Source organism: Candidatus Aquicultor sp., from assembly GCF_054640775.1.
The window spans coordinates 1-2,763 of the sequence record NZ_JBTSLF010000306.1 but is presented as its reverse complement, the minus strand read 5'-3'; the positions used below and the strand labels follow the sequence as shown (position 1 = coordinate 2,763).

Genomic DNA, 2,763 nt, shown 5'->3' with positions numbered 1-2,763 from the left:
GGCTTGGGGCTATCGGTCAGTTACGGAATCGTTCATCGGTTCCATGGTGAAATTAGAGTTAAAAGTAAAATCAATGAGGGAAGCACTTTCACAATAATTCTTCCTATTGCGCAAAATTAGACGGAGAAAAAATGTCTGCAAAAATTTTGATTGTTGATGATGAAAAACCAATCCGCGATTCGCTTAAGATGGTTTTGGATGAAGAGGGATTTTCTACCGAAGTTGCTGCCGACGGTGAGGAAGCGCTTCAAAAAATTCAAGAAATTAATTTTGATATTGTTGTTACTGATATAAAAATGCCGAAACTGGACGGCATGCAGCTTCTGGAATCCGTATCCAAAATTTCCCCCGAAACATTTTTTATTATTATGACGGCATATGCTTCCGTTAAAACCGCTATCGATGCACTCCGTCAGGGCGCATTTGATTATCTTATAAAACCGGTAGAGTTCGACGATTTGATCATTCGCATAAAGAGATTAATCAATTACAAAAAGATGTCGCTCGAAAATAAAACATTGCGGCAAAGAATTTCTTCCGATACGGGGTTCACAAATCTTATCGGCAAGAGCGAACCGATGAAAAAAGTTTTCCAAATAATTCAACAGGTGGCGCCGACAAACAGCAACGTTTTAATTTACGGAAAAAGCGGAACGGGAAAAGAGCTCGTCGCAAAAGCAATTCATTTCAACAGCCGCAGAAAGGACAATATTTTTCTTCCGATCAATTGCGGCGCAATTTCCGAAAACTTAATCGAAAGTGAATTGTTCGGACATAAAAAAGGATCATTCACCGGCGCGACTGAAGATAAGCAGGGACTTTTCAAAGTAGCCGACGGCGGAACACTTTTCTTGGATGAGATCGGTGAACTGCCGTTAAATCTGCAAGTAAAACTTTTACGTGCAATCGAAGACAAAGAATTTATTCCGGTCGGCGGAGTAAAATCTGTGAGCACCAACGTAAGAATAATTGCAGCTACAAATCAGAATTTGTTTGAGAAGACAAAATCCGGAGAATTTAGAGAAGACCTTTTCTACAGATTGAACGTTGTGGAACTAAAGCTCCCCTCGCTGAACGAACGCAAGGAAGATATTCCACTGCTTATTTCACACTTTTTAGAAATGTACTGCAGTGAAATGGGTAAAAAAATTCTCGGCGTTACAAACGAAACTATGAAGGTTTTGATTTCGCATGACTGGCGCGGCGGCGTTAGAGAATTGGAAAATGTCATCGAGCGAGCAGTTATTTTTGCCACCGGCGATTATCTTGTCATCAACGACCTTGCCGAATATGTCCGCGGCAGCGACCAACCCGGCGGTTATCCCGATTCATTGAAAGACGCATTAAGAAATTTTGAGCATGAGCATATACTAAAGACAATAAAAAAGTACGAATACAACAAAGAAGAAGTCGCAAAAGCATTGGAGATCGGGCTATCTTCGCTTTACCGAAAAATGGATGAGCTTGGCATTCCAACTAAATTTCCAAAAGACGAGTAATAACTTTCCCGCTAAGAATCGAACGGACGGTGAAGTATTTGCGGTAATTTCTTATATTTAATTAGTTACTCATAAAACGAAGAACGCAATGAAAAAAAGCGGTGTCAATTATTCCGGCTTAAATAATTTTTCCGAAGGGATGACGGATGTTTTTTTCATTGCCGAAAATTTTGACGGGCAAAATAATTTTTTCATTTCGGACTCCATTGAGAAAATTACCGGCTACTCCCCTTCTGAAATAGACGCTCTGCCTGAACATCTTTACTCGCTTGCATTTGATGACGACTTGCCAATCATCAAAAAAGCATTGATGGAACTTGAAAACAATTCAACCCAGAATGAATCGGAAATTGCGTATCGTATCATTGCCAAGGACGGCAAAATTGTCTGGCTTAATGAATCGATTTTGGTGAAGAGAGAATTAGGATCGGGAAAAATTATTGAACAAAAAAGTACCGCTTTGAACATCACGGGGCTCAAGAATAAAGAAACCGAACTTCAGAAATCCCTTGAATTATTGAAAGAACAAAACGTTTCAAAAGATAAATTCATTTCGATAATTTCTCACGATCTCCGCGCTCCATTTACAACTTTGTTGGGATTTTCGGAGATACTTTTAAATGAAGCTGAGGTTTCCGAAGAAGAAAAGAATGAATATCTGCATTACATTTACGATGCATCAAAGTCTCAACTGAATCTTATCAATTGCCTTTTGGATTGGTCGCGTCTGCAAACAGGCAGAATCAAAGTCGAACCGGTACGTCTCAATGTAAAGCAGGCAATCTCAACCGCAATAACACCGCTCACAGGCGATGCGATGCGAAAAAATATTGATATCAAATTGGATATACCTTCGGATCTGCACATCAATGCAGATGAAAGATTGTTCGGTCAGGCAATTATCAATTTTACCACTAACGCGATTAAATTTACGCCGGAAGGAAAAGACGTTCACATATCTTCCAGCAGATTTAAGGAAGGAATGATCGAAGTTGTCGTACGCGACGAAGGTCTCGGCATTTCGGAAGAGAACCAATCAAAACTTTTCCGAATCGATCAAAAATTTTCACTAGTTGGAACGAGCGGAGAAAAAGGAAGCGGTCTAGGACTCACATTGGTCAAAGAGATCGTAGATAAACACGGCGGACAAGTTTGGTTTTATTCGCAGATCGGCGAAGGGAGTGAATTCCATTTCACCGTTCCGGAGGCAAAGAATCTAATTCTTCTCGTCGAAGATGATGAGGAAGTCCGCAACTCTTATAAA

The 2,763-nt window shown here is 40.2% G+C and carries 3 protein-coding genes; all 3 read left to right on the top strand.

Going from position 1 to position 2,763, the window contains the following annotated elements; genetic code table 11:
* The first annotated feature begins 3 nt into the window (after window positions 1–3).
* Window positions 4–120 carry a hypothetical protein gene (locus ACYC56_RS14540; RefSeq protein WP_461374889.1) on the top strand — a complete coding sequence of 39 codons (117 nt, stop codon included), beginning with the start codon at window positions 4–6 and terminating at the stop codon, window positions 118–120.
* A gap of 11 nt (window positions 121–131) precedes the next feature.
* A complete protein-coding gene (locus ACYC56_RS14535) occupies window positions 132–1,499 on the top strand; it encodes a sigma-54-dependent transcriptional regulator (protein WP_461374888.1) in 1,368 nt (455 codons plus the stop codon).
* Window positions 1,500–1,587: 88 nt separating this feature from the next.
* On the top strand, window positions 1,588–2,763 hold a 1,176-nt coding region (locus tag ACYC56_RS14530), incomplete at its 3' end, for a PAS domain-containing sensor histidine kinase (protein WP_461374887.1).

Excerpts from the sequence above, each read along its gene's own strand:
- ACYC56_RS14535 (WP_461374888.1), top strand. The coding sequence starts at position 132 with ATGTCTGCAAAAATTTTGATTGTTGATGATGAAAAACCAATCCGCGAT.